Annotated in this window: 27 protein-coding genes; 8 read left to right on the forward strand and 19 right to left on the reverse strand. The window is 69.4% G+C overall.

Annotation, left to right across the window (positions count from 1 at the left end; translation table 11 throughout):
* Nucleotides 1-7: 7 nt before the first annotated feature.
* From AC1DYN_RS00230 to AC1DYN_RS00275, 10 genes are all read right to left on the reverse strand, one after another.
* The gene (locus tag AC1DYN_RS00230) at nucleotides 8-2,194 is read right to left on the reverse strand and encodes a 3-hydroxybutyrate oligomer hydrolase family protein (RefSeq protein ID WP_477957071.1); all 2,187 of its coding nucleotides are present in this window, start codon (nucleotides 2,192-2,194) and stop codon (nucleotides 8-10) included.
* Nucleotides 2,191-3,243, reverse strand: a complete 1,053-nt coding sequence (locus AC1DYN_RS00235) for a branched-chain amino acid ABC transporter permease (RefSeq protein WP_477957072.1) — start codon at nucleotides 3,241-3,243, stop codon at nucleotides 2,191-2,193. The genes AC1DYN_RS00230 and AC1DYN_RS00235 overlap by 4 nt, the downstream gene beginning before the upstream one ends.
* Nucleotides 3,240-4,235: a branched-chain amino acid ABC transporter permease gene (locus AC1DYN_RS00240; protein ID WP_477957073.1), complete on the reverse strand. Its 996-nt coding sequence runs from the start codon at nucleotides 4,233-4,235 to the stop codon at nucleotides 3,240-3,242. Before AC1DYN_RS00240 ends, AC1DYN_RS00235 begins: the two co-directional genes overlap by 4 nt.
* Nucleotides 4,232-4,960, reverse strand: coding sequence for an ABC transporter ATP-binding protein (locus AC1DYN_RS00245; protein ID WP_477957074.1), 729 nt, complete (start codon nucleotides 4,958-4,960; stop codon nucleotides 4,232-4,234). Before AC1DYN_RS00245 ends, AC1DYN_RS00240 begins: the two co-directional genes overlap by 4 nt.
* A complete protein-coding gene (locus tag AC1DYN_RS00250) occupies nucleotides 4,957-5,700 on the reverse strand; it encodes an ABC transporter ATP-binding protein (RefSeq protein WP_477957075.1) in 744 nt (247 codons plus the stop codon). Before AC1DYN_RS00250 ends, AC1DYN_RS00245 begins: the two co-directional genes overlap by 4 nt.
* Nucleotides 5,701-5,708: 8 nt before the next feature.
* The gene (locus AC1DYN_RS00255) at nucleotides 5,709-7,136 is read right to left on the reverse strand and encodes an extracellular catalytic domain type 2 short-chain-length polyhydroxyalkanoate depolymerase (RefSeq protein ID WP_477957076.1); all 1,428 of its coding nucleotides are present in this window, start codon (nucleotides 7,134-7,136) and stop codon (nucleotides 5,709-5,711) included.
* Between the two features lie 39 nt (nucleotides 7,137-7,175).
* Nucleotides 7,176-8,369 carry a substrate-binding domain-containing protein gene (locus tag AC1DYN_RS00260; RefSeq protein WP_477957077.1) on the reverse strand — a complete coding sequence of 398 codons (1,194 nt, stop codon included), beginning with the start codon at nucleotides 8,367-8,369 and terminating at the stop codon, nucleotides 7,176-7,178.
* 199 nt (nucleotides 8,370-8,568) lie between these two features.
* Nucleotides 8,569-9,465: a transglycosylase SLT domain-containing protein gene (locus AC1DYN_RS00265; RefSeq protein ID WP_477957078.1), complete on the reverse strand. Its 897-nt coding sequence runs from the start codon at nucleotides 9,463-9,465 to the stop codon at nucleotides 8,569-8,571.
* Between the two features lie 85 nt (nucleotides 9,466-9,550).
* Nucleotides 9,551-10,222, reverse strand: a complete 672-nt coding sequence (locus AC1DYN_RS00270) for a DUF6515 family protein (RefSeq protein ID WP_477957079.1) — start codon at nucleotides 10,220-10,222, stop codon at nucleotides 9,551-9,553.
* Nucleotides 10,223-10,681: 459 nt separating this feature from the next.
* Complete coding sequence (locus AC1DYN_RS00275; protein WP_477957080.1) at nucleotides 10,682-12,151, reverse strand: sigma-54 interaction domain-containing protein; 1,470 nt, start codon at nucleotides 12,149-12,151, stop codon at nucleotides 10,682-10,684.
* Between the two features lie 159 nt (nucleotides 12,152-12,310).
* Here AC1DYN_RS00275 and AC1DYN_RS00280 point away from each other — a divergent pair, with 159 nt between their 5' ends.
* From AC1DYN_RS00280 to AC1DYN_RS00310, 7 genes are all read left to right on the forward strand, one after another.
* Entirely contained in the window at nucleotides 12,311-13,015 is a 705-nt protein-coding gene (locus AC1DYN_RS00280) for a GntR family transcriptional regulator (protein ID WP_477957081.1), read from the forward strand.
* Nucleotides 13,008-14,315, forward strand: a complete 1,308-nt coding sequence (locus AC1DYN_RS00285; RefSeq protein ID WP_477957082.1) for a malonyl-CoA decarboxylase — start codon at nucleotides 13,008-13,010, stop codon at nucleotides 14,313-14,315. The genes AC1DYN_RS00280 and AC1DYN_RS00285 overlap by 8 nt, the downstream gene beginning before the upstream one ends.
* Nucleotides 14,316-14,358: 43 nt before the next feature.
* The gene (locus AC1DYN_RS00290) at nucleotides 14,359-15,360 is read left to right on the forward strand and encodes a Bug family tripartite tricarboxylate transporter substrate binding protein (protein WP_477957083.1); all 1,002 of its coding nucleotides are present in this window, start codon (nucleotides 14,359-14,361) and stop codon (nucleotides 15,358-15,360) included.
* Nucleotides 15,360-16,145 carry an enoyl-CoA hydratase/isomerase family protein gene (locus AC1DYN_RS00295; protein WP_477957084.1) on the forward strand — a complete coding sequence of 262 codons (786 nt, stop codon included), beginning with the start codon at nucleotides 15,360-15,362 and terminating at the stop codon, nucleotides 16,143-16,145. Before AC1DYN_RS00290 ends, AC1DYN_RS00295 begins: the two co-directional genes overlap by 1 nt.
* A 22-nt stretch (nucleotides 16,146-16,167) precedes the next feature.
* Complete coding sequence (locus AC1DYN_RS00300) at nucleotides 16,168-17,724, forward strand: malonate--CoA ligase (protein ID WP_477957085.1); 1,557 nt, start codon at nucleotides 16,168-16,170, stop codon at nucleotides 17,722-17,724.
* A gap of 194 nt (nucleotides 17,725-17,918) precedes the next feature.
* Nucleotides 17,919-18,731 carry a hypothetical protein gene (locus tag AC1DYN_RS00305; RefSeq protein ID WP_477957086.1) on the forward strand — a complete coding sequence of 271 codons (813 nt, stop codon included), beginning with the start codon at nucleotides 17,919-17,921 and terminating at the stop codon, nucleotides 18,729-18,731.
* Entirely contained in the window at nucleotides 18,718-18,939 is a 222-nt protein-coding gene (locus AC1DYN_RS00310) for a cysteine-rich CWC family protein (RefSeq protein ID WP_477957168.1), read from the forward strand. The genes AC1DYN_RS00305 and AC1DYN_RS00310 overlap by 14 nt, the downstream gene beginning before the upstream one ends.
* Nucleotides 18,940-18,961: 22 nt before the next feature.
* Here the strand turns inward: AC1DYN_RS00310 and AC1DYN_RS00315 are convergent, their stop codons facing one another.
* From AC1DYN_RS00315 to AC1DYN_RS00355, 9 genes are all read right to left on the reverse strand, one after another.
* Nucleotides 18,962-19,594: a PEP-CTERM sorting domain-containing protein gene (locus tag AC1DYN_RS00315; protein ID WP_477957087.1), complete on the reverse strand. Its 633-nt coding sequence runs from the start codon at nucleotides 19,592-19,594 to the stop codon at nucleotides 18,962-18,964.
* Between the two features lie 72 nt (nucleotides 19,595-19,666).
* Nucleotides 19,667-19,906 (reverse strand): PIN domain-containing protein, encoded by a 240-nt coding sequence (locus AC1DYN_RS00320; RefSeq protein ID WP_477957088.1) that lies wholly within the window; start codon nucleotides 19,904-19,906, stop codon nucleotides 19,667-19,669.
* Nucleotides 19,873-20,136, reverse strand: coding sequence for an AbrB/MazE/SpoVT family DNA-binding domain-containing protein (locus AC1DYN_RS00325; RefSeq protein ID WP_477957089.1), 264 nt, complete (start codon nucleotides 20,134-20,136; stop codon nucleotides 19,873-19,875). Before AC1DYN_RS00325 ends, AC1DYN_RS00320 begins: the two co-directional genes overlap by 34 nt.
* 191 nt (nucleotides 20,137-20,327) lie before the next feature.
* Nucleotides 20,328-22,007, reverse strand: a complete 1,680-nt coding sequence (locus AC1DYN_RS00330) for an MFS transporter (RefSeq protein WP_477957090.1) — start codon at nucleotides 22,005-22,007, stop codon at nucleotides 20,328-20,330.
* Between the two features lie 167 nt (nucleotides 22,008-22,174).
* A complete protein-coding gene (locus tag AC1DYN_RS00335) occupies nucleotides 22,175-22,819 on the reverse strand; it encodes a 2-hydroxychromene-2-carboxylate isomerase (RefSeq protein WP_477957091.1) in 645 nt (214 codons plus the stop codon).
* Nucleotides 22,816-23,037: a DUF1289 domain-containing protein gene (locus tag AC1DYN_RS00340; RefSeq protein ID WP_477957092.1), complete on the reverse strand. Its 222-nt coding sequence runs from the start codon at nucleotides 23,035-23,037 to the stop codon at nucleotides 22,816-22,818. The genes AC1DYN_RS00335 and AC1DYN_RS00340 overlap by 4 nt, the downstream gene beginning before the upstream one ends.
* Entirely contained in the window at nucleotides 23,037-23,558 is a 522-nt protein-coding gene (locus AC1DYN_RS00345) for a TlpA family protein disulfide reductase (RefSeq protein ID WP_477957093.1), read from the reverse strand. Before AC1DYN_RS00345 ends, AC1DYN_RS00340 begins: the two co-directional genes overlap by 1 nt.
* A gap of 53 nt (nucleotides 23,559-23,611) precedes the next feature.
* Entirely contained in the window at nucleotides 23,612-24,103 is a 492-nt protein-coding gene (locus AC1DYN_RS00350) for a YbaK/EbsC family protein (protein ID WP_477957094.1), read from the reverse strand.
* Nucleotides 24,100-25,023: a hydroxymethylglutaryl-CoA lyase gene (locus AC1DYN_RS00355; RefSeq protein ID WP_477957095.1), complete on the reverse strand. Its 924-nt coding sequence runs from the start codon at nucleotides 25,021-25,023 to the stop codon at nucleotides 24,100-24,102. Before AC1DYN_RS00355 ends, AC1DYN_RS00350 begins: the two co-directional genes overlap by 4 nt.
* Nucleotides 25,024-25,129: 106 nt before the next feature.
* Between AC1DYN_RS00355 and AC1DYN_RS00360 the strand changes: the two genes are divergently transcribed.
* On the forward strand, nucleotides 25,130-25,525 hold the full coding sequence (locus AC1DYN_RS00360; RefSeq protein ID WP_477957096.1) for a hypothetical protein: 396 nt from the start codon (nucleotides 25,130-25,132) through the stop codon (nucleotides 25,523-25,525).
* Nucleotides 25,526-25,549 lie beyond the last annotated feature (24 nt).

Genomic DNA, 25,549 nt, shown 5'->3' on the forward strand with positions numbered 1-25,549 from the left:
GTCGGCCTCAGTTCGGCACGGCCACGGCCGTGCCGCTGAAGCCGATCTGGTCCGCCACCAGCGGCGCTGCCAGGATTGCCGGCACGTTGCCCGACGTGATCGCCGGCGCCGCCCCCGGCACGCCGCCGCGCGGCGTCGCGCGCACCACCTGGCTCGGCGGCAGCGCGCTGCCGTTCTTCAGGTGTGCATACATCGCATCCATCGCCCGGTTGAAGTACACGTGCAGCGGCACGAAGCGCGTGTCGAAACCGGAGAACGACAGGAAGCCGTCGAAGTGCTGCGCATTCGTCACCTCGATGTAGCCGAGCTGGCTCGCTCCCGCCTCCACCGTCTTGTTGAACGCGACATAGGCCCGCGCGTTGTTGTTCACCGGCACCAGCGCATCGCTGCGGCCCGCCACCACCAGCGTCGGCTTGGCGCGCAGGTTGCCGTTCACCACCACCTCGGCCATGCCGGCCTGCACGGCCGCCGCCTGCGCGGCCGTCGGGCGCGTCGAGGTTTCCGTCGAGGTCAGCGGCGCCCCGGTCTCGTCGACGCCGGTCACCAGCGCGCGCTGGCACAGCGCGTTGTCGAGGCCGAAGTCCTGCACGCCGGTCGATTCGGACACCGCGAACGACCACTGCTTCGCACCGCCCACGGAGTCGTTGTAGACCACGCTGGCCGGCGCACCGTTGGCCGTGCCGTTGCCCACCGCAAAGCTCTGCGCCTTGCTGGCCGCGAGGATGGCGATCGGGTTGCCGCTCGCATCCACCTGCGCGAAGCTGGTGTGGCACAGGTTGTCGGTCACCGAGAAGCGGCCGTACATCATCGGGTACATCGCCGACAGGATCGGCCCGTTGCCCAGCGCGTAATGCGCGTTGTGCATCTGGTCGTTGTCGGCCGTCCAGCCGTAGGCGCGCAGCTTGGCCAGCGCATCCGCCGATTGCGCCGCGGTGTCCGCCCCGCTCACCAGGCCCTTGGCCGCGAGACCCGTACAGCGCGCCGTGGCCTTCGCGGTCTGCGCGGTGGCCACGAGGTAGTTGAAGGTCGAGGTCTCGGCCATCGCCGCGCCCGCGGCCAGCGCGGCACAGGGCTGGTAGAGGTTGCCGAAGGTCGTGAAGTCGCCCAGCTTCTTGCCGTAGCCGGTGACCGCGACGCCGCCGAACTGCACGCCGTAGCCGCTGGTGGTCGGCAGCTCGGTGACAGGCTCGCCGGCAACGACGCCGTCGATCAGCCCCGTGCTGTCGGCCTCGGCCGCGCGCAGCACCGCCGCGCCGCCGTTCGACACCGAGCCGGCGATCACCATCGTGTTCGCCGCGGTGAACGGCACCGGGGTGGCCGTGCTGCCGTAGCGGTCGTTCAAGGCATACAGCGCGTAGGCGGCCGCGCTCAGCGTGTCGCTGCCCCAGTCCTTCTCGGCGTTCTGCTGCGAATGCGCCTGCTTCAGCGACAGGCGGTTCGGGAACAGCACGTTGTAGGCGGCGCGGGCGCTGTCGCTCACCGCGGCGGCGAACGAGCCCAGCACGCCGGCCGCGGCACGCGTCGCACGCGTGCCGTCGATGCGGTTCACCGTGTCGTCCGTCATGTCGTACAGCCCCATGCCCTTGCCGGCATCGGTCAGCGCGACAGCACAGCCGTGCTTCAGGCCCCACTCGGCCGACGTGGCGATCGCGCCATACACGCCGCGCGAGCCGGACGACGGGCCGAGCACGATGCAGGGCGCGCTCGGGCTGAAGCTGTCGGGGATCTGCACCGCGATCACGACCCGCTTGGTGCCGGCCGCGTTGTCCAGCACCGCGACGTATTCGCGGCCCGGGATCAGGCCCTCGCCGGTCGTCGCCTGCCCGCCGGCATCGACGTTCGGCCCGTACAGCGTGCCGTAGCCGCCGGCCGCGCTGATGTCGACCAGGCCGCGGTAGTTGCTGAACAGCGCGTTGCGGCGCAGCTCGGCCGCGGTCGGGTTCAGCGGGTCGACATAGGCCGGCGCCGCGCCGCCCAGGCCGGTGCGGCCGAGGCCGGCGGTCAGCAGGTCTTGCGTCGCGGCGGTGCTGCCGGTGCCGGCGGTGGTGGCGGGATAGTCCGTCACCGCCTGCTGCGTGACGTGGGCGGGAATCGTGTTGACGGGCAAGGGCGTGTCGTCATCGCCGCAGCCGGCGAGGGCGACGGCCGACAGTCCGAGCACGGCGAGCGCGAGCGGGTGCAGGTTCATCTTCATGGTGATGTCTCCTTCTTGATGTGGTGGGCGGGCTGGCTTGTCTTCATCGCACGCAGCCGTCCCACGATCCCGTTCGGGAAGTGGTAGACCGACAGCACGAAGAGAACCCCGAGCCACAGCAGCCAGCGCTCGGGCGAGATCAGGGTGGAAAGAAGGGGCACGCCGTCGACCGCCGGGGCCGCGAGCTTCATCAGGTCTTGCAGGTAGCTCTGCGCCAGCACGAACAGCAGGCTGCCGACGACCGCGCCATACACCGTGCCCATGCCGCCGATCACGACGATCAGCAGCACGTCGAGCATGATCTCGAAGCTGAGCGAGGTGTCCGGCCCGTTGTAGCGCAGCCAGAGCGCAAGCAGGCAGCCGGCCAGCGTCGCGAACAGCGCCGACAACACATTGCCCAGCGTGCGGTACACCACCGTGCGGTAGCCGATGGCCTCGGCGCGAAACTCGTTCTCGCGGATCGCCTGCAGCACGCGGCCGAACGGCGAGTTGACGATGCGCAGCATCACCAGCACCAGCAGCGTCGCGCACGCGAACAGCAGCCAGTAGCTGGCGCGCCGGTCGGCCAGCGCCTCGGGCAACCGGAAGCTCAGGCCGTCCTCGCCGCCGGTCCATTCCGACAGCTGCGAGGCCAGCGTCAGGAAGGCCGAGGCCACCGCCAGCGTGATCATCGCGAAGAAGATCGCCTTCACGCGCAGGCCGAACAGCCCGATCAGCAGCGACAGCAGCAGGGATGCCGCCAGCGCCGCCGCCACGCCCACCGCCAGCGCGCCCCAGCCCGGCCCGAGCTGCGTGCTCGCGATCGCGATGCCGTAGGCACCGATGCCGAAGAACATCGTGTGCGCGAAGCTGACGATGCCGGTGTAGCCGAGCAGCAGGTCGAAGCTCGCCACCAGCACGATGAAGACCAGCACCTTGGCCGCGACGTTCAAGGCCTTGGTGCCCGGAAAGACGAGCGGCGCGACGGCCAGGCCCAGCACGATCAGCACCAGCAGCACGGCCAGCACGCGGCTGCGCGGCAAGTCATGCGAGAGCAGGCGGGCGATCATCGCGAGGTCACCGGATAGAGCCCGCGCGGGCGCCACAGCAGCACCAGCACCATCAGGCCGATGTTCGAGAACAGGGCAAGCTTGGGCCACAGGAAGCCGGTGTAGTTGGCCAGCAGCCCGACCAGCAGCGCGCCGGCAAGGCAACCGAGCGTCGAGCCCAGCCCGCCGATGATGATCACGATGAAGATCAGCACGTTCAGCTGCGCGCCGATCTGCGGCACCACGCCCTGCTGGTACAGCGCCCACAGCGCACCGCCCAGGCCGGCCAGCGCCGAGCCGGCGACGAACACGCCGACGAAGAGCCGGCGGATCGGGTAGCCCAGGCTCTCGACCATCTCGCGGTCCTGCACGCCGGCGCGCACCAGCAGGCCGAGCTTGGTGCGGTTCAGCAGGTACAGCATCGCCACCAGCACGAGCGCGCCCAGGCCGGTGGCGAGCAGGCGGAATTTCTCGACGCTGGCATCGCCCAGGGCGAGCACGCCGCGCAGTGCCGCGGGCAGCGACAGCGGCACCAGGGCGGGCCCCCAGATCGCCTTGATCAGCTCCTCGCCGATGATCATGCCGCCCATCGTGATCAGGATCTGCTTCAGGTGCTGGCCGTAGACCGGCCGCACCAGCACGCGCTCGAAGGCCCAGCCGACGGCGGCGGCCAGCGCCATCGCGGCCAGCATCGCCGGCAACAGCGCGGCGAGGTTGAGCCACAGGCTGTCGGCGCCGGTCCAGTCGGCCAGGCCGCCGAGCACGCTGGTCGCGATGAAGGCGCCGAACGCGATGAACACGCCGTGGCCGAAGTTCAGCACGTCCATCAGCCCGAACACCAGCGTCAGGCCCGACGCGACGATGAAGACGATCATGCCCATCGCGAGGCCGGCCACCGTGAGCGTGAGCCAGGTCGACGATGTGCCGACCAGCGGCCAGGCCGCGAGCGCGAGCGCCGGCACCAAGGCGAGCGGAACGACATCGAAGCGGGTGCGTGGCAAGGTCGCGCTCATTGGTGCGCCCCCAGCGACAGGCCCAGCAGCCGCTGCTGCAACGCGTCGTCGTCCACCAGCGCGGCCATTGACCCGCGGTGCACGACGCGGCCGTTGTCCATCACCGCGACGTGGTCGCCCAGCGCGCGCGCCAGCGCGAAATTCTGCTCCACCAGCAGCAGGGTGGTCTGCGTTGCCTTCATCTCGCGCAGCGCCGCGATCAGGTTCTGCACGATGGCCGGCGCCAGGCCCTTGCTCGGTTCGTCGACCAGCAGCAGCCGGCGCGGCTCGATCATCGCGCGCGCGATCGCGAGCATCTGCTTCTGCCCGCCCGACAGCGCGCCGGCCGGGTGCAGCCAGAACGTGCGCAGCGCCGGGAACAGGCCGCACAGCCAGTCCAGCCGCTGCGTGTCGATGTCGTCCAGCGTGCGCGCGCCGCGTGCCGCGAGCAGCAGGTTCTCGCGCACCGTCAGGTCGCCGAAGATGCCCATGTTCTCGGGCACGTAGGCGACGCCGCACTGTGCGATGGCGGGCGTGCCGAGGCGCGTGATGTCCTGGCCGCCGAAGGCGATGCGGCCGGCCGAGGCCGCCCACAGGCCCATGATGGTGCGCAGCGTCGTGGTCTTGCCGGCGCCGTTGCGGCCCAGCAGCATCGTCACCTGGCCGGCCGGCACCTCGAGGTCGACGCCGTGCAGGATGTGGTACGCGCCGATGTGGGTGTGGACACCCTGCAGGCTCAGCGTCATGCGGCGAGCCCCAGGTAGGCCTGCTGCACGATCGGCGAGGCGATCACGAGCTCGGGGTCGCCATCGGCCACCAGCTGCCCGTTGTGCAGCACGACGATGCGGTCGGCCAGCTCGCGCACCACGTCCATCTTGTGCTCGACCAGCAGGATCGCGCAGTCGCGTCGGGCCTTCAGCGCGCGGATCAGGTCGAGCACCACCGGCACCTCGTCGACGCTCATGCCGGCGGTCGGTTCGTCGAACATGAAGACGCGCGGTTGCAGCGCCATCAGCATCGCGACCTCGAGCTTGCGCTGGTCGCCATGCGGCAGGCTGCCGGCCAGCGCATCGGCCTGGCCCGCCAGGCGCACCTGCTCGAGCAGCGCCTGCGTGCGGTCCAGCACCTCGCGGTGGTCGCGCCACACCGACCACAGGTTCAGCCCGAGCCGCGCGCGCGATTGCACGACCAGCCGCACGTTCTCGCGCACCGGCAGGCCGGGGAACAGCTGCGTCAGCTGGAAGGCGCGGCCGATGCCGCGGTGGGTGCGCGCCGCCGGGCCCTCGGCGGTGATGTCGACGCCATCCAGCCGCACGCGGCCGGCGCTGGCACGCAACTGGCCGGAGACGAGGTTGAAGTAGGTCGTCTTGCCGGCGCCGTTGGGCCCGACGATGGCCGTCAGCGTGCCCGCCTCGAACGCGCAGCTGACGCGGTCCACCGCGACGTGGCCGCCGAAGCGGATGGTGAGGTCCTCAGTCTCGAGCATCGGGGCGGTCAGGGGCAGGTCCCGATGACGTAGAAGTTGGCCCCGGTCATCTTCAGCGTCGTCGTGACGAACAGGTTCCACAGCCCCATGTTCTGGTTCGACCCGTTGGCCAGCGCATAGCCGCCCTGCACGTGCGCCCGGTTGGCCGCGACGTGCGCATAGTTGCTCGCGGTGGTACAGGTGGCGGCCGGTGGCGCGCCGGTGGTGGTGCCGGTGGCTGGTGCCGACGACGCCCCTTCCACGCCGCCGCCATCCACCGCCTTCACCGTCCACGAATAGGTGGTGCCGGCGGCCAGGCCGGTGTCGGTGTAGCTCGTTCCGGCGACGAGGCTCGCATTGACCTTGCTGCCGCCGCGGTACACGTTGTAGCCGCTCGCGCCGGTGACGCTGCCCCAGCCGATCACCATGCTGCCGGCGGTGGCGCCCGAGGTGCCGACGCCGGTGGGGGCCGGCAGCCCGGACGGTGCCGAGCCGCTGCCCAGCGTCGTCATCATCGCGCGCACCGCCGCCATCTGCGGGCCGGACTTCTTCGCGTAGTTCGCGTTGTCGTAGCCCCACCAGTCCCAGCAGCTGTTGGTGGCCTGGGTGCTGGTCTGCGGGTACAGCACCACCATGTCGTTGGTGTCGGCCCAGCGGTTGTAGCCGGTGTTGCGCACGTACTGCTGGCCGACCAGCGCGGTGTTCTGCTGGCAGCCGTGGAACACCACGTGCAGCTTGCACACCGTGCCCGCGCTGCAGCTCTGCGGCACGTAGACCCAGCCGGTCGTGGCCATGCCGTGGCCCGAGACGAAGGCGGTCTGGTCGAACTCGGTGAACGTGCCCGACAGCGTGCCGTCGTTGCGCGCGTTCAGCGGGCCATGCAGCTGCTTCAGGATCTCGCCGGCGAGGTCGAAGTCGCAGTCGTTGATGTAGGGCGACGCGGTGCTGCCGCAGCTGCTGCCATAGTCGTCGGTGATCATCGCGTGGCCGGACGCAATCGTGTTCTTGTAGAAGATGCCGGCCGCCGGCACGAAGCTCTGGTAGTACGTCTTCAGGTCGTTCATCACCGCCTGCTTGACGGTGTTGTCCGAGGTGCCGGAGTAGAGGTAGACCTTCGAGGTGTTCAGGTTGGCCACCGGGTCGATCAGGGCGCTTGCGGCCCAGCTGTTGGTGGTGCTGACCAGGCTGCCGACCGGGATGGTGCTCGCATGCGTCATGCACCGGCCGGTGGCGTTGACGATCGATCCTTCGGCGCAGTCGTACGGCCCGCCGGCCACGATGCCGGCGCCGCGCCTGAAGGTGGCCGAGTACGCGACGTGCATCTGCACCGCCATGAAGCCGCCCGACGACAGGCCCGACACGCTGACCTCGGCGGGGTCGATCTGCAGTTGCGGCAAGGGTGCGGCCTGGGCCGCGGCGACAAGCGCCGCCGTGACGGCAGCGAGCATGATCTTCATGGGAGGTCTCCTGTAGCCCGGATGCCGATCCGGGATCGGCTAGCGCTTGTTGCGCACCGGCACGTCCATCTCTTCCGGCTTGATCTCGCGCACCAGTTCCGGCACGCCCCACGCGAAGGCCGGGTCGGCCTTGATGCGGAAGTGGTACATGCTCTGCATCGCCTGGTGGTCCTGCTTGCGGAACACCATGCGGCCCTTGGGCGTCTCGAAGGCCAGGCCTTCCATCGCGGCCACCAGCCTGTCGCTGGCGGTGGCGCCCTGGGTCTTCTTCAGCGCCTCGACGATCGCGATCGCCGCGCTCATGCCGCCGGCGGTGAAGAAGTCCGGCGGCGCCTTGAACTGCTTGTAGTGGTTGGCCACCAGCCATTCGTTGACCGGGTTCTTCGGGATGCCGAAGTAGTAGTAGGTTGCGCCTTCCATGCCGGGGAAGTTCTTGTACGCGGCCATCGCGGGCAGGATGTTGCCGCCGGTGGCGATCTCGATGCCGTGGCGCTTCAGGTCCAGGTCGGCGATCTTGTAGGGGTTGCCGGCGCCGGCCCACAGGATCCAGATGATCTTGCGGCCCGGCTGGTCCTTCAGCTTGTCGATCAGGCGCTGCGCGCCGGCGGTGAAGTCGGTGGTGCTGGTCGGCAGGTATTCGCCGTCGATGAACTTCGCCTTCTTGATGGCTTCCTTGAAGGCCTTCACGCCGTCGCGGCCGAAGGCGTAGTCCTGCGCCAGCGTGGTGATGGTGACGCCGGGCTTGTCGAGTGCGACCGCATTCGCGATCGCATCCTGGGAGCTGTTGCGGCCGGTGCGGAAGATGTAGGGGTTCCACTTGTCGCCGGTGATCGAATCGGCCACCGCGGGCTCGACCAGCAGCACCTTCTTGTATTCCTCGGCCACCGGCAGCAGCGCCAGCGCGACGCCCGACGATGACGGCCCGACCGCGATGTCGGCCTTGTCGTCGCCATAGGCTGCGGCGAGCTGGCTCTTGCCGACGTCGGGCTTGCCCTGGTCGTCCTTCTCGATCACCGTGAGCTTGCGGCCGGCCACCGTCATCGTGCCGCCGGTCGCGTAGTCCAGGCCCATCATGAAGCCGGTCTGCGTCTGCTTGCCATAGGCCTCCAGCGGGCCGGTCCTGCTGTACACGTGGGCGATGCGGATCTCGGCCGGAGCCTGCGCCAATGCGCTCGTGGCGGCCAGGGCAAGGCAGGCCATCAGCGCCATCTGGCGCCGTCGGGTCGCGGTCATGCTGTCTCCTGTTTTTCGATGTTCGAGGTAGCGCGTGCACCATCACAGCGCAAGCCACGTGCCATCGTGCGCCGCGAAACGCAAGCCCTTGATCGGCAAGGACTTTGTCAGGCAGTCCGAGGGTTGTTCCCGGGGTGCTGCGGGCCGGCCGTGATCGGAAAGCGGACAGCGGGGCGTGTCCGGACAGCAGGCAATGTGGTCAGAACTTGCGCATCACGGCAAGCTGCGGCGACGCCTCGGTCACCGTGGTGTCGAACGGATGCGTCAGCATGCGCGACGACTTCAGGATGCGGCTCACGTAGCCCAGCGTCTCGGCATACGGCGGCACGCCGCGGTAGCGGTTCACCGCGCCTTCGCCGGCGTTGTAGGCCGCGGCCACCAGCGTGACGTCGCCGCGGTAGTAGGCGAGCAGCCAGCGGATGTAGGCCAGGCCGCCGCGGATGTTCTGCGCCGGGTCGAACGGGCGCTTCACGTTGAAGCGCGCCGCGGTCTCCGGGATCAGCTGCATCAGGCCCTGCGCGTTCTTCGGCGATTGCGCGACCACGTCGAAGTTGGACTCGACCTGGATGAAGGCCAGCGCCAGCTGCGGGTCGACGCGGTACTCGGGCGCGATGGTCTTCACCAGGTCGACGATGTACTTCGGACCGTTGCTGCGCAGCTCGGTGGCGGGCTGCGGCGTCGGCACCTGCGCGACCGCGGCCGCGACCACCGGCGCCGGCGGGCGCATGCAGTCGGGCAGGTCGGGGCCGGGCTGCCCGACACGGTCCAGCATGCGCACGGCCTGCGGCAGGCCCTGCTCGGCGGCGGCGTGGAAGAAGAACGACGCGGTCGCATCGTTGCGCTCGATGCCGCGGCCGTTGGCGTACATCCATGCGAGGTTGTATTGCGATTCGGCATCGCCCTGGCGCGCCGCCTGGCAGTACAGCTGCGCCGCGCGCACCGGGTCCTTGGGCACGCCTTCGCCGTTCTCGTAGGCGATGGCCTCGTCGCGGGTCAGCCGCACCAGCAGGTCATCCGACGCCGGTGGCTGCGCCTGCGCCCAGGCCGGGCCGGCGAGGCCGCACAGCAGCGGGAGGAGGAAGAAAGGCAGGCGCATGGGCGTGGCAAGGGGCGGTGCCGAAACTTAATCGCCGGCACCGCCTGCCACAACCGCCCAGCCAAGGGGGTCCGGGCCCCCCGAATCAACGGACGGTATACCCCCGGCCGTCCATGCAAGCCGCCACCGCGCGCTGGAACACCGCCGCATCCGCCATCGCCGCCGGCTGCGTGGTGGCCCAGCGGTTGCATTCCTGGCGGTCGGCCTCGGTCTGTGCCGGGCTCTGGCCGTTGCGCGGGTAGACGATCGGGTCGGGTTCCGGCTTCGGCGGCGGGGGCGGCGGCACCGGCTGCGCGACCTCGGCCCCCGGCGGCGGCGCGACCACCGCATAGCCGCCCGGCGCGGTCGAGTAGTACACGCCGTTGGCGTAGTAGTACGGGGCACCGCCGATGTACAGCGTCGTGTAGGCCGGCGGCAGCAGCGGCACGACGATGCCGAACGGCGGCGCGACGACCACGAAGCGCGGCCCCTGCGGGCGGAACCAGACCCCCCCGTGGTAGTAGTAGCTGCCGCCGTGGAAGGCGATGCTGACGCTGCCGCCCGGCAGCGAACCGGCGATGTAGCCGCGCGACGGGTAGTAGTGGTCGTGGTGGTAGCGGTTGTCGAACTGCCAGTACGGCGATCGGTAGCCCGGCGCCGGCCCTGCCGGCCGGCCGGGGCCGCCGTGGCCGTGACGCTCCTGCGCCTGCGCGATGCCGCCCAAGGCCACCAGCGCGAGGGCCGCGCCGGTCAACACGAATCGCTTCAATGAGGTCATTGCAGTCTCCTGGACGAGATCATCGTCGGATCGCGTCGTGTCGGATCCGTTGCGGCCATGCAAAGAAACTTGGCTGAGCGGCAACCCCCACCCGTTCGCCCTGAGCAGGGACCGAGCTTGTCGAGGGCCTGTGTCGAAGGGTTGCAGCCGGAGCGCGTCGGCGGTCCAGCCGCACATCCACCGAGGCTTCGACAGGCTCAGCCCGAACGGGGTGGCAGACCGTTCTTCGACAAGCTCAGCCGGAACGGGGTGGCAGACCGTTCGCCCTGAGCAGGGACCGAGCTTGTCGAGGGCCCGTGTCGAAGGGTTGCAGCCGGAGCGCGTCGGCGGTGCGGCCGCACATCCACCGAGGCTTCGACAGGCTCAGCCCGAACGGGGTGACCCAGCCCGAACGGGGTGACTCGGCACGAACCGGGTGGCTCAGCCCGAATGGGGTGGCGCAGCCCGAACGGAGTTCATTCAGCCGTTCAGGTGCGGCAGCTTCTCGTACAGCGTCGCGCGCGAGATCCCCAGCAGCCGCGACGCCGCCAGCTTGTTGCCGCCGGTCGCCGCCAGCGCCTCGCGGATCGCACGGCACTCCAGCTCGGCGATCGCCTGCGGCAGCGACTTCGGCTTGTCCACGACGCCCGCCGACGGCAGCGGCTCGGCCGCCGTCTCGATCAGCGGCACGCCGGCCCCGGGCTGCACCACGCCGCGGAAATGCCGCGCCGACAGGCTCATGTCGTCGGTCATCAGCGTCGCCTGCTCCAGCACGTTGCGCAGCTCGCGGATGTTGCCCGGCCAGCGGTGCCGCGCCAGCAGCGCGAGCGCGTCCGGCTCCAGGCTCTTGTGCGGCAGCCCGCTGCGCCGCGACACGTCGTCGGCCAGCGCCTCGACCAGCGCCTCCAGGTCGGCCATGCGCTCGCGCAGCGCCGGCAGCCGGATCGGCAGCACGTTCAGGCGGTAGAACAGGTCGGCGCGAAAGCGACCGTCGGCCACCATCGCGGGCAGGTCGCGACTGGTCGCCGCGATGATGCGCACGTCCACCCGCAGCACGGTGTTGCTGCCCAGCGGCTCCACCTCCTGCTCCTGCAGCACGCGCAACAGCTTCGACTGCAACGCGAGCGGCATGTCACCGATCTCATCGAGGAACAGCGTGCCGCCATCGGCCAGCTTGAACTTGCCGTCGCGCCCCTTGCGCTCGGCGCCGGTGTAGGCACCCGGCGCGACGCCGAAGAACTCGGCCTCGAGCAAGGTGTCGGGCACCGCCGCGATGTTGACACCGACGAACGGCCGCGACGCCCGGCTGCTGGCCGCGTGGATCGCGTGCGCGAGCAGCTCTTTCCCGGTGCCGGTCTCGCCCAGCAGCAGCACCGTGCTGTCGGTCTGCGCGACGCGGCGCGCCTGGCGCTTCACCTCCATCGCCTGCGGGCTCGCGCCGATGAAGCTCGCCACCGTGAACTTGGGCCGGCGCTGCGCGGCCAGCTGGCGGCGTGCATCGTCGAGCTCGCGCTGCAGGCGGCTGAACTTGGTGATCAGCGGCTGCATCGTCGTCTCGGGGTGGTCGAGCAGCACCATGCCCATCGCACCGATCACCGCGCCCTGCTCGTCGCGCAGCGGCAGCCGGCTCACGAGGAAGGTCCCGGCCTGGTTGGTCAGCAGGTCCACCAGCATCGGCTGGCCGCTGTCGATCACGTGCGCCATCAGCGTGTTGGGCACCACCTCCTCCACCAGCCGCCCGACGAAATCGTCCTCGGCATGGCCGAGCGCCGGCAGGAAGCGCTTGTAGCCCTCGCTGATCCACACGATGCGGTGGTTGCGGTCGACCACCAGCGTGCCCATCGCGGTGCGGGCAAGCGTGTCGAACATGCTGCGCGCAGCCAGCTTCAGCAGCGCGTCGGCATCGGCCGGCAGGCCGGGCGACGGGAGGGTCGGAGGGGTGTCTGGCACGCGGACACTGTAGCGAGCGATGGGCGCCGCGGTCTCAGGGTTTGTCGCCGATGACAACCGATTTCAACCCTGCCTGCTGCACGGCCTCTTGTAATTATGAATTACTGGATTTAGAGTCCTTACCACTGCGGCACCGCCGCGGCCCACCGGTGAGCACCCATGGTCGATCCGACTCCTCTGCGCCCTGCCTCGCTGCACGAAGAAGTGGCCACACGCCTGCGCAACATGGTGTTCGAGCGGCAGCTGGTGCCCGGCCAGTGGATCGACGAGCTGGCGCTGGCGGGCGATTGGCAGATCAGCCGCACGCCGCTGCGCGAGGCGCTGAAGGTGCTGGCCGCCGAGGGGCTGGTCGAGCTGGTGCCGCGCCAGGGCTGCCGCGTCACCGCGCTGTCGGAGGACGATGCCGACGAGCTGTTCCCGGTGATGGCGCTGCTGGAGGGCCGCTGCGCCTTCGAGGCGGTGCGCAAGCTGACGCCGGCCGGCGCCCGCACGCTGCAGCGGCTGCATGCCGCGCTCGAGAAACACGCCGCCGCGCACAACATCGACGGCTACTACCGCGCCAACCACGACTTCCACACCACCGTGCAGGCGCTGGCCGCCAACCGCTGGCTCGACCGCGCCACCAACGACCTGCGCCGCTTCGTGCGGCTGCTGCGCGGGCGCCAGCTGAACTGGCCGGGGCGCATCGAGGAATCGATCGGCGAGCACCGCGCGCTGATCGCCGCCATCGAGCAGCGCGACGCCGAGCAGGCCGGGCGCGTGATGCACGACCACCTGATGGCGCAACTGGCGGCGCTGAAGGCCTTGCGCTCGCACGAGGCCGCGCTCGACACCGTCCCCGACCCGGAACACCACCATGCTTGAAAGCCTGAAGAACGCCGCGCGCCGCGCCGGCAACGACCGCGCACTGCGCAGCCTGATGCTGGATTGCCGCCGCCTGCTGTCCGAACGCGGCGAGGCCAACAGCGTGGCCATCGCGCGCGACCTGGTGGCACGCTTCAGCAGCCTGCCGGACGACCAGCAGGCCGGCTTCTTCGAGCGGCTGTCGCGCGATTTCAGCCCCGATCCGAAGGCCGTGCTGTCGGTGGCCCAGGCCTATGCCGACGAGCCGTCGGCCGACAACCTGATCCGCCTGACGCACCTGGCCGAACCCCCGCGCCAGGAGCTGCTGCGCCGCATCAACCGCACGCCCGGCGGCACCGCGCACATCGTCGCGATGCGGCGCAAGCTGCTGGCGCGCGTGAAGGCGCAGCCCGAGCTGCGCGCGCTCGAGGCCGATTTCCTGCACCTGCTGTCGTCCTGGTTCAACCCCGGCTTCCTGCAGATGCAGAAGGTCGACTGGCGCTCGCCGGCCCAGCTGCTCGAGCAGATCATCCACCACGAGGCGGTGCACGAGATCGACGGCTGGGACGACCTGCGCCGCCGGCTGCAGCCGGATCGCCGCTGCTTCGCGTTCTTCCACCCGCAGCTGCCCGACGAGCCGCTGATCTTCGTCGAGGTGGCGCTGCTGCCGGAGATGCCGGGCGCGATCGCGCCGCTGATCGACAAGAACTCGCAGCCGCTGCCGCCCGACCAGTTCAAGGTGGCGGCGTTCTACTCGATCAGCAACTGCCAGCCGGGGCTGAAGGGGGTGTCGCTCGGCAACTTCCTGATCAAGCGGGTGGCCGAGCAGTTGAAGCGCGAGCTGCCGCAGCTGAAGACCTTCTGCACGCTGTCGCCGATTCCCGGCTTCGCCGCCTGGCTGGCGCGCAACGAAGACCTCGCCGCCCTGCCCGGCCTGAAGCGCGGCGAGGGCGAGCGGCTGGTCGAGGCGCGCGCGCTGGTCGACGAGGCGAGCGGCGGCGACCTGGGCGCGCTGGCCAGCGCGGCCACGCTGGACGGCCTGGCCGAGGCCGAGCGCGAGGCGCTGTGCCGGCTGTGCGCGGCCTACCTGGTGCACGCATCGACCACGCCGCAGGGCGATGCGGTGGCGCGCTTCCACCTCGACAATGGCGCGCGGCTCGACCGGATCAATCCGTCGGGTAACCTGTCGCGCAAAGGACTCAAGCAATCGTTCGGGATGATGGTCAACTACCTCTACGACCTGCAGAAGATCGAAACCAGCCACGAGAAATTCACCCAGGGCGACGTGGCGCATTCGCGCGCCGTGGCCGCCTTGCTGTGACCGTTGTGACACCCCCCTTCCACACCAACGACCGGGAGACACCATGAGCTTCGATCATCGACGCGCGCCTTCGCGACGCGACTTTCTGCGCACCGGTGCGGCCGCGGCAGCAGCCCTGTCCGTGCCCTACGTGCAGGCACAGAGCGCGTGGCCGGCCAAGCCGGTGACCATCATCGTGCCCTTCCCGGCCGGCGGCGGCACCGACGCGTTCGCGCGCCCGCTGTTCGGGCTGATGAGCAAGAACGCCGGCAAGCAGTTCATCATCGACAACAAGGGCGGCGCCGGCGGCACCGTCGGCGCCACGGTGGCGGCCCATGCCGCGTCCGACGGCTACACCTTCTTCATGGGCGCGGTGCACCACGCGATCGCGCCGTCGATGTACCCGAAGCTCGACTACAACATCGAGACCGACTTCATCCCGGTGGGGCTGATCGCCAGCGTGCCGCAGGTGATCGTGATCAACCCGCAGCGCGTGCCGGTCACCGACCTGAAGGGCCTGCTGGAGCACGCGCGCAAGAACCCCGGCAAGCTGAACTACGGCTCGGCCGGCAACGGCACCTCGCACCACCTGGCCGGCGAGCTGTTCAAGCTGCAGACCAAGACCTTCATCACGCACATCCCGTACCGCGGCGCCGGCCCGGCCCTGCAGGACCTGATCGCCGGCCAGGTCGACATGATGTTCGACGGCCTGGGCTCGTCGGCCAACCACATCAAGGGCGGTCGCATCAAGGCGCTGGCGGTGGCCTCCGAGCGGCGCGCGCCGGGCTTCGCCGACGTGCCCACCGCGGCCGAGGCCGGCGTGCCCACCTACCAGGTCGCCACCTGGTACGGCCTGTGGGCGCCGAAGAACACGCCGAAGGAGATCGTCGAGCAGATGCGCAACGAGATGCGCAAGGCCTTGACCTCCGACGACCTGGTCAAGGCCTGGAACGGGCTGGGCGCCGAGACGCCCAACCTGTACGGCGACGCGTTCGGCAAGTTCGTCGGCGCCGAGGTCAAGCGCTGGGCCGAGGTGGTCAAGGCCTCCGGCGCCAAGCTCGACTGATGGGCTCGATCACGCTGGCGCAGCCCGAACCCGGCGTCGCCCGGGTCGGCATCGCCAACCCCGGCAAGCACAACGCGATCGACATCGCGATGTGGCGCGAGCTGCAGGCCGTCTTCGAGCGCCTGCAGGCACTGCCGGCCGGCGACGCGCCGCATGCGGTGATCGTCTGCGGCGCCGATGGCCAGTTCGCGTCGGGCGGCGACATCGTCGAGTTCGCGCAGTTCCGCTTCGACGAGCAGCGGCTGCACGACTTCCACGAAGGCGTGGTGGCGCCGGCACTGCAGGCGCTGCTCGGCTGCGACATCCCGGTGATCGCGCAGATCGAGGGGGCCTGCGTCGGCGGCGGGCTGGAGATCGCCGCCTGTTGCGACATCCGCATCGCCGGCATGGGCAGCCGCTTCGGTGCGCCGATCGCGAAGCTCGGCTTCCCGATGGCGCCCGGCGAACTGCAGTTGCTGGCGCGCGTGGTGCCGGCACCGACGCTGCGCGAGATGCTGCTCGAGGCGCGCCTCATCGATGCCACGGTCGCGCTGCAGCGCGGGCTGGTGCATGCGGTGGTGGCCGACGAGCAGGTCGCGGTGCACACGCTGCAGCGCGCGCAGGCGATGGCGGCGCTTGCGCCGCAGGCCGCGCGCATCAACAAGCGCACGCTGCGCCAGCTGGCGGCCGGCGGGCCGAACGCCGACGAGCGCCGCGCGCACTACGCCTATGCCGACAGCGCACAACACCGTGAAGGCATCCAGGCTTTCATTGAAAAGAGGCCGCCGCATTTCCAGCGCGGCTGAGCATCACCCGCGAGGAGGTTCCATGAGTTCCCCATCCGCCGTCGTGGACGGCAACCTGTTCACCGCCCTGCGTGCGGCCTTCCCGGCCGACCTCGACCAGACCGCCATCGAGACGGCCGACGGCGATCCGCTGCGCTACAGCTGGCGCGACCTCGACCGCGCCACCGCGATGCTGGCCAACCTGTTCGAGTCGCTGGACCTGCCGGCCGGCAGCCGCATCGCGGTGCAGACCGAGAAATCGGTCGAGGCGCTGATGCTGTACCTGGCGGTGCTGCGCGCCGGCTTCGTCTACCTGCCGCTGAACACCGCCTACCAGGCGGCCGAGATCGAGTACTTCATCGGCAATGCCGAGCCGGCGGTGGTGGTGTGCGCGCCGAAGAGCTTCGGCTGGGTCAGCAAGATCGCGTTCAAGGCCGGCACGCGCCACGTCTTCACGCTCGGCGACGACCGCACCGGCAGCCTGCTCGAGCGCGCGTCGCACCACGGCGATGTGCACACGCCGGCCGAACGCGGCAGCGACGACCTGGCCGCCGTCCTGTACACCAGCGGCACCACCGGCCGCAGCAAGGGCGCGATGCTGACGCACGGCAACATGCTGAGCAACGCGCGCACGCTGAAGGCGTACTGGGGATGGCAGCCGGGCGACGTGCTGGTGCATGCCTTGCCGATCTTCCACGTGCACGGCCTGTTCGTCGCGATCCACGGCGCGCTGCTGAACGGCAGCCGGATGATCTGGCTGTCGAGGTTCGACCCGAAGCGCGTGCTCGATGCGCTGCCGCGCGCGACCGTCTTCATGGGCGTGCCGACGCTGTACGTGCGGCTGCTGGCCGAGCCGGGCCTGACACGCGCGGCCTGCGGCACGATGCGGCTGTTCGTCGCCGGCTCGGCGCCGCTGCTGCCGGAGACCTTCAACGCGTGGCGCGAGCGCACCGGCCACACCATCGTCGAGCGCTACGGCATGAGCGAGACGGTGATGCTGACGTCCAACCCCTATGACCCGGCGGCCGGCGAGCGCCGCGCCGGCACGGTGGGTTTCCCGCTGCCGGGCGTGGGCCTGCGCGTGCGCGACGAGCAGGGCCGCGAGTGCCCGGCCGGCGAGATCGGCGGCATCGAGGTGAAGGGCCCGAACGTGTTCGCCGGCTACTGGCGCATGCCCGAGAAGACGAAGGAAGAGTTCACCGCCGACGGCTGGTTCAGGACCGGCGACGTCGGCCGCATCGACGAGCGCGGCTACGTCTGCATCGTCGGGCGCAGCAAGGACCTGATCATCAGCGGCGGCTACAACGTCTACCCGGCCGAGATCGAGGGCTACATCAACGAGATGGCGGGCGTGGCCGAGAGCGCGGTGGTGGGCGTGCCGCACCCCGATTTCGGCGAAGCGGTGGTGGCGGTGGTGGTGCCCAAGCCCGGCGCGCAGCTGCAGGGCAGCGAGATCGCCGCGGCGCTGAAGGCGAAGATCGCGAACTTCAAGGTGCCCAAGCTGGTGGAGCTGGTGCAGGAATTGCCTCGCAACACCATGGGCAAGGTGCAGAAGAACCTGCTGCGCGAGAGGCACAAGGGGCTGTTCGCCGCGGGTTGATGGCGCCTGCGCGCAGCGTAAGCAGTTGCGTCTGCCGTGAGGGGGCGCAACACGGTTGACGTGCTGCGGCAGCGTGGGGGCGCAATTGGTCGCCCGTCCGGGGCCGGCTTGCGGCCCTTGCCCGGACAGCCATGCCGAAAGCGGTTGGCAGGCCCCTTGCAGGGACGAAAGGTCCACGCCACGAGACCGACGCCATGACCTTGCATCCGATCGCTCGACCCGCCCTGGCGGTCAGCCTGGCTCTGACCGCGCTGGCGGCGCAGGCCACCTATGACCCGGCGAGCGGCAAGCGGCTGTTCGAGGACACGATCAACGAGACCGGCCTGTCGACCCTCACCGGCAACTGCACCAGCTGCCACACCAACGTGCAGAACCGGCGCACGAAGATCGGCGGCGACCAGTTCGCTGCCATCGAGACCGACCATGCGCTCGATCGCGTCGGCTATGCGCTGAACAACGTCAGCGCGATGAAGCAGTTCCAGGCGCTGGATGCCGACCAGCTGACCGACATCGCCGCCTTCATCGCCGACACGCCGAAGACCAGCGACGCATCGCTCGGCTTCTCGGCCGCCGCGATCAACACGCCGACGGTGGCGCAGAACCTCGACCTGACGAACGGCGTGACCTTCGGCCAGCTCACGATCGACAGCGTCGCGATCAGCGGCGCCGGCGCGGCGCGCTTCACGCTGAAGACCGACAGCTGCACCGCGCAGAAGCTGGCCGCGTCGGCGAGCTGCCGCGCGACGGTGTCGTTCAGCGCGGGCGACATGCAGGCCTACAGTGCGACACTGACGCTGACCATGCACCAAGGCACCTCCACCACCAGGTTCACGCGCAGCGTCGCGCTCGACGGCGCGGTGGGCGCGGCGCCGCCGCCGTCCGGTGGCGGGGGTTCGAGCAACAACAACGACGACTCGGGCGGTGGCGCGCTCGGTTTCGGGTGGCTGGGCGGGCTGGCGCTGGCGACGGCGCTGCTGCGGCGGCAACGTGAGCGTGCAAGCCGCTGAGCCCACCGACAACAGCACCTGCCCGCGTTGCGCGCGGGCGTTTCATTGCGGCGTGAATGACGAGCAGCCGTGCTGGTGCAGCCGGGTGACGGTGAGCGCCGAGACGCTGGAGAAACTGCAGTCGATGTACGACCGATGCTTGTGCAGCGCGTGCCTGGTCGAGATGTCCGAGCGCCCCGACACGGGCTCCGGAACCAGCCCACCCTGAGCTGTCGCGCCACTGTTTGCCGTCAGGCCCGTCGCCTCGCCAACCACAGCCCTGCGATGCCGGCCAGCATCAACACCGCCGTCGCAGGCTCCGGCACGAGGCTGACGGTCAGGCTGGTCACGTTGGCCGACAACACCGTCGAGGTATGCGCCAGGTCCTGGATCGTGAAGTAGCCCTGCGTCCAGCCGCTGGACAGCCAGCTGTTGGTGGGCAGTGCGGTGCCGGCGAACGACGTGTCCGGGCCGAGCAGATCGAGGTAATAGGAAACGCCCAGGGTCTTCTGCAGGAACGAGACGTTGTCCATCGCAGGGGTCGACCACGTGGAGTTGTCAGTGACCTCGATGGCACGGAACCCCTTCGACACATCGGGAGAACCCGATGGGAATTGCAGGCGGGTCTCGCCCGTGCGGGCGATGTAGAAGTAGTCGGTGCCCGCCGTTCCATGGAGGAACCGCGGATCGACCGCCTGGCTCGTGAAGCTCGCCGGATCGCGGTCGAAAACGTAGTGGCCGCTGATGACGCTGCCCACCGGCGCATAGCCGGCCGTGTCGAGCCAGACCGTGGCGGTGAAATCCAGTGCCACCTGCTCGGCGCGGGCCGCCGTTGGAAGCAACACGCAGACGGCGATCGAGGCGCAAAGAGCTTTCAGTGACATGGAACCTCCCTGGTTCAGTGGGTCAGCGCAGTGTAGAAGGCCGACAGCAGCGTCATCGAAGATGCCGAGGTTTCACCCCGGCTTCGGCAAGAACACCACGTCGGGCAAGCTCTCGAAATGGGCGTCGCAGGTCAGCAACTCCGCGCCTTGCTGCCGCGCCGTTGCATAGACAACGGCATCGGCAGTGGCCGAGAGTTCAAGTTGCACGATCGTGGGGACGATGCACTGTGTCTTGTCCGACAGCTCCTTGGCCAGCTTCTTGCCGAGTGCGCTGCCCGTCAGCCATTCGATCCACGCCGAGGTGTCGACCACGCGCAGAGGTGCTGCCATCGGTAGCGATCCTTGCGATCGCGGTAGCCGTCCTTGCGCGCGCCCTTGGCGATGCCGGCCAATTCGTCGAGTTCGGGCACCGGCATCACCAGGACGCCATGGCCCTTCGGAATGAACACGAACTCCTGCCCGGCCTGCCAGTTCTGCATCTCACGCACGGCTTTCGGGATGGAGATCTGGAATTTGCTCGACAGGGTGGCGGTGGGAGCCATTTTCGTACCTCATGGGCGTCGATGAGATTCTTGTAAGAATACACGGACCCCGGCGGGAAAACGAAAACGCGGGCTGTGTCTCCACAGCCCGCGCAGCGGGGCTTCCATCAAGCCACTCCCCAGGATCCGGCTCCGCCGGGCCGAGGGGAGGCGCCCCTTGGGGGCAGGAGCGGCAGCGACTGGGGGGCTGATCAGTCGCTCGCGTAGATGTCCACGTCCTTGGTCTCCTTGACGAACAGCATCCCCACCACGAAGGTGATCGATGCGAACACGATCGGGTACCACAGGCCGTTGTACATGTTGCCGGTCTGCGCCACGATCGCCAGCCCCGTCGCCGGCAGCAGGCCGCCGAACCAGCCGTTGCCGATGTGGTACGGCAGGCTCATCGAGGTGTAGCGGATGCGCGTCGGGAACATCTCGACCAGCATCGCCGCGATCGGGCCGTAGACCATCGTCACGTAGATCACCAGCACCGACAGGATGGCCACCAGCGTCCACCACTGGCCGCTCATGAACGAGATCGGCTTGGCCTTGGCCGGGTAGCCGTGTTCCTTCAGGGCTCCCGCGACCTCCTTCTTGAACGCCGCATCCTTGGCCTTGACCTCGTCCGCGGGCAGGCCCTTGGCGGTGTACGACTCGATCGTCTTGTCGCCGATCGAGATCTTCGCCGGGCCGCTGCCGGCCACGTTGTCATAGCTCACCGAGCCCGCCGCCAGCACCTGCTTGGCGATGTCGCACGAGCTGGTGAACTTGGCCACGCCGGTCGGGTTGAACTGGAACGAGCACTCCGACGGATCGGCCGTCACCGTGACCTTGGCGCTCTTCTGGGCTGCCGCGAGTTCCGGGTTGGCGGTCTCGGTCAGCGCCTTGAACAGCGGGAAGTAGGTGAGCGCCGCGATCAGGCAGCCGGCCATGATGATGGGCTTGCGGCCGATCTTGTCCGACAGCGAGCCGAACACGATGAAGAACGGCGTGCCGATCAGCAGCGCGGCGGCGATCAGCACGTTGGCCGTGGCCCCGTCCACCTTCAGCGCACCGGTCAGGAAGAACAGCGCGTAGAACTGGCCGGTATACCAGACCACCGCCTGGCCCATCGTCAGCCCGACCAGCGCCAGGATCACGATCTTCAGGTTCTTCCACTGGCCGAACGACTCGGTCAGCGGCGCCTTCGAGGTCTTGCCCTCTTCCTTCATCTTCTTGAAGGCCGGCGACTCGTTCATCGACAGGCGGATCCACACGCTGACGGCGAGCAGCAGGATGGAGACCAGGAACGGAATGCGCCAGCCCCAGTCGGCAAACGCCTCTTCACCGATCCAGGTGCGGGTGCCCAGGATCACCAGCAACGACAGGAACAGGCCCAGCGTCGCGGTGGTCTGGATCCACGAGGTGAACGCACCGCGCTTGCCGTGCGGCGCATGCTCGGCCACGTAGGTGGCGGCACCACCGTACTCGCCGCCGAGTGCCAGGCCCTGCAGCAGGCGCAGGCCGATCAGGATCACCGGTGCGGCGACGCCGATCGACGCATAGGTGGGCAGCACGCCGACGATGAAGGTCGACAGGCCCATGATCAGGATCGTCACCAGGAAGGTGTACTTGCGCCCGATCATGTCGCCCAGCCGGCCGAACACCAGCGCGCCGAACGGGCGCACGATGAAGCCGGCCGCGAACGCGAGCAGCGAGAAGATGACCTGCGATGCCGGGTCGAGGTTGGAGAAGAACTGCTTGCCGATGATGGCAGCCAGGGTGCCGTACAGGTAGAAGTCGTACCACTCGAACACGGTGCCGAGGCTGGAAGCGAAGATGACCTTGCGCTCCTCCCCCGTCATCGGCGCGGCGGGATTGCGCGCGGGCTTGGCCACTGCAGTTGCCATTGAAAGTCTCCTTGTCGTCGTCAAGCTCCCTGCCGAACGGCGGGATGTGCTGCATCTTCACGAGCGCCTCTGACCCATCCCTGACGCGAAGCTGAACGCCCGCTGACAAACTTGGTGGCAACCCTGACAAATCGTTTCTCATCGCGGGAAACGAGGGTGTACCCGACCTAGGGCTTTCGCTGAATGCCCAGCGGCTGCCGCGCCGCCTCGTCCCACTCAGGCCCGTCGAACCAGGCATCGCCATCCAGGTAGCCGCGCAGCAGCTCCAGGCCGTCCAGGCCCCAGAACAGCCGCCCGTCGATCTCGACCGTCGGCACGCCGAACACGCCCAGCGATGCGGCGTGCAGGGTCGCGTCCTTCAACGCCGCCTTGGCCTCGTCGCCATGGGGGTCGCGTGCCGGCTGCAGCCGCTGCACCAGTTCGGCGAACCTTGCCGGGTCGGTGGCATCTGCCCCACCGCGCCACACGTGGTGCAGCAGCTGCTCGCACACCCAGCGGCCGGGCGTGTCCAGCGGCCCGCTGCAGGCCATGCCCAGGCGCAGCAGCGCCAGCGGGTTGAATGGATGCTGCGCCGGCAGCTGCAGCGGCACCGCCAGCCGATGCGCCAGCCAGGCCACCTGGCGGTAGGTCCAGTCGCGCTTCGGTGCGATCTCGGCCGGCCCCTTCTGGCCCCAGTGCGACAACAGCCCGGCGAACAGCACCGGCTGGTAGCGCACGTCGACGCTGTGGCCTTCCAGCACCTGCGGCAGGCGCTCGAACGCCAGGTACGCATAGGGCGAGATCACGTCGAACCAGAACCGCAACTGCTTCATCGCGTTTGCTCCCGATGCGCCGGCGGCGCGTCCCAATGCGTGTCATCGGCCTGCCGCAACCCGATCGCATGCCACACCGCGCGCTTCGCATCGTCGTCCATGCGCGACCAGCCGGCGATCTCGTCGATCGTGCGCCAGCAGCCCGCGCACAGCCCGCTGCCGGCGTCCATCCGGCAGACGTCGATGCAGGGGCTCGCGACGGGCAGCGGCTCGGCCATCAGCTCAGCACCAGCTCGGCAATGTCGTCCCACAGCGCGGCATCGATGCGGCCGTGCACCTGCTTCACCTCGCGGTGCTGCCGGTCGAGGATGAACGAGGTGGGCGGCTGCGCGATCGCGCCGAAATCGTCGCGCTGCGCCGCATCGGCGCGCCACAGCATCGGGAACTGCTGCTCCATCGGCACCACGCGGTCCAGGATCGCGATGTACTCGCGCAGCGCCTGCCGGCTGCGGTCCAGGCTCACCGCCACCAGCTGGAACGGCTTGTCGCGCCAGGCCTCGTAGTTGGCGCGCAGCTCGGGCATCTTGTCGCGGCACACCGCGCATTCGGTGGACCAGAAGAACACCAGGACGGCCTTGCCGGCGTCCTGCGCCAGCGCGTACGGTCGGCCTTCGATCGTGGTGCCGGCGAGGCTGTGGCCGCGCGGCTCGGCGGCGCGCAAGGCGCCCGCAGGCCACAGCGCCACAAGCGCGGCGGCAGACAGGAACGAGCGGCGGTCGGTGCGTGAGGAGGAGTTCATGGCGCGGCGTGTCGCAGTGGTGCAGCCCCTTGGTCGGTGCCGCCCGGCCTCCATTACGTGACGTCTGCCACGGGCGCCTGCGTCAGCGCCTGCAATTGCGCCGGGCTGAGTCGGAACACGCCCTTCGGGTGCCCGGCCGCGGCCCAGATCTCGTCGAAGCGCAGCAGCTCGCGGTCGATCAGCGTGACCGGCGCGTTCGCATGCCCGACCGGCGACACCCCGCCGATCGTGAAGCCGGTGCGCGCCTTCACGAAATCCGCATCGGCCCGCCCCAGCGGCCCGGCCAGCGCCGCCACCTTCTTCTCGTCGACGCGCCGGTCGCCCGAGGTCACCACCAGCACCGCGACGTCGTCGGCGCGGCGCCGGAAGATCACGCTCTTGGCGATCTGCCCCAGCTGCACGCCCAGTGCATCGGCCGCTTCCTGCGCAGTGCGCGCGTGCACGTCGAGCAGCACCGGCGCATGCGGGTGGCCCAGCCCCTGCAGCACCGCGCTGACGTGCCGGAAACCGTCCGGCAATTCCTGCATCACCGTCGCATCGCTCATGCCTTCGCCTCCAGTGCCGCCGCCCGCTTGGCCAGCAAGGCCTTGCCCGCGCGCGACACCGGCGCGCGCCCCAGCACCTGCGAGATGTAGTTACCGGCGTCCACCAGCGCATCGATGTCGATGCCGGTGTCGATGCCCAGCCCGTTCAGCATGAACAGCACGTCTTCCGTCGCGACGTTGCCGGTCGCGCCCTTCGCATACGGGCAGCCGCCCAACCCGGCCGCGCTGGCGTCGAAGGTGTGCACCCCCATCTCGAGGCAGGCGTAGATGTTGGACAGCGCCTGGCCGTAGGTGTCGTGGAAATGCCCGCTCACCTCGACCAGCGGGTAGTGGCGCAGCGCGCGTTCCATCGCGGCCTGCACGCGCTTCGGCGTGCCGACGCCGATGGTGTCGGCCACGCCGCAGTGGTCGACGCCGATGCCCCGCATCAGCCGCACGACGCGCTCGACCTCGTCGGGCGTGACCTCGCCCTGGTAAGGGCAGCCGAGCGCGCACGAGATCGCGCCGCGCACCTTGATGCCGTGGGCATGCGCCGCCTCGGCCACCGGGCGGAAGCGCTCGATGCTCTCTTCGATGCTGCAGTTGATGTTGCGCTGGCTGAAGGCCTCGCTGGCCGCGCCGAACACGACGATCTCGTCCGGCCGGGTCGCGAGCGCCGCCTCGAAGCCCTTCAGGTTGGGCGTCAGCACCGAATAGCGCACGCCGGGCCGGCGCTGCAGCCCGGCCATCACCTCGGCGTTGTCGGCCATCTGCGGCACCCATCTGGGGCTGACGAAGCTGGTGACCTCGATCTCGCGCAGGCCGGCCGCCTGCAGGCGGTGCACCAGCTCGATCTTGTGCGCGGCGTCGACCTGCTTCGCTTCGTTCTGCAATCCATCGCGTGGACTGACATCGACCAGCGTGACATGGCTTGGAATCATGACTTAAGTCTCGATTGGGGCTGCGCCTGGAGGCCACCCCCCTTTGTCTGGGGATGGCGGGTGGCACAGGGGCTGTCGAAGATACCTGAACTCACCGGAGCTTGCTGTGTCCACACCCGCCGAACTGCGCATCGCCACCCGAATCCATTTCGGCCTGAAGCACATGCTCGGCGAAGGCATCGACGTCGAGACGATGCTGAAGCAGCCGCAGGAAGCGCGCGAGATCCTGTTCGTCTGCCAGGCCTCGGGCAACCCCGAGCTGATGGCGCTGGCGAAGGAATTCGCGAAGGCCCGCTCCGACAAGCCGCGCGCGGCGCAGCGGCCGGCCGCACCGGTGGCCGCGGCGGCCCCGAAGACGCGCGGCGCAGCCAAGCAGGACCTGGCCTGGGCGCGCGACACCAGCGGCTTCGGCATCACGCAGCCGGCCGAATTGAGCCCGGCGGAAGACACCACCACCAGCTGGCGCAAGCCTTCGACCTGGCTGCGCACGGCCCGCCCGTAGCCCGGATGCCAATCCGGGTGTGCG

Source organism: Rhizobacter sp. P2_D12 (genome assembly GCF_056404395.1).